This window comes from Streptococcus mitis (assembly GCF_003944325.1).
Classification (GTDB): Bacteria; Bacillota; Bacilli; order Lactobacillales; family Streptococcaceae; genus Streptococcus; species Streptococcus mitis_CW.
Map to the genome: position 1 here is coordinate 1 of NZ_RJPX01000095.1, position 823 is coordinate 823.

General features: G+C 42.5%; 1 protein-coding gene. It reads left to right on the plus strand.

Annotation, left to right across the window (positions count from 1 at the left end):
* On the plus strand, window positions 1-823 hold an 823-nt coding region (locus tag D8787_RS11590; protein WP_260471401.1), incomplete at both ends, for an Ig-like domain-containing protein.

An 823-nucleotide genomic window follows, 5' to 3' on the forward strand; every position in this document is an offset into this window, starting at 1 on the left:
ATCTAAAGTTGAGTTATTCGATAAAGATGGTAACAAGATTGGTGAAGGCGTAGCAGGAAAAGACGGAAAAGCTACAATCACACCAACGAAAGAACTTCCAGCAGGAGACGTAACAGCGAAAGCAACAGATCCAGCAGGAAATGTATCACAACCAAGCGCACCAGAAAAAGCAACAGGAGATACAAAAGCGCCAGCTAANCCAGAAATCAACACAGATCTAACAGATAAAGCAGGAACTAAGACACCAGTTGAAGTAAGTGCAGAACCAGGATCTAAAGTTGAGTTATTNGATAAAGATGGTAACAAGATTGGTGAAGGAGTAGCAGACGAAAACGGAAAAGCTACAATCACACCAACAGTAGAACTTCCAGCAGGAGACGTAACAGCGAAAGCAACAGATCCAGCAGGAAATGTATCACAACCAAGCGCACCAGAAAAAGCAACAGCAGATACAAAAGCACCAGCTAAACCAGAAATCAACACAGATCTAACAGATAAAGCAGGAACTAAGACACCAGTTGAAGTAAGTGCAGAACCAGGATCTAAAGTTGAGTTATTTGATAAAGATGGTCACAAGATTGGTGAAGGCGTAGCAGACGAAAACGGAAAAGCTACAATCACACCAACAGTAGAACTTCCAGCAGGAGACGTAACAGCGAAAGCAACAGATCCAGCAGGAAATGTATCACAACCAAGCGCACCAGAAAAAGCAACAGCAGATACAAAAGCGCCAGCTAAACCAGAAATCAACACAGATCTAACAGATAAAGCAGGAACTAAGACACCAGTTGAAGTAAGTGCAGAACCAGGATCTAAAGTTGAG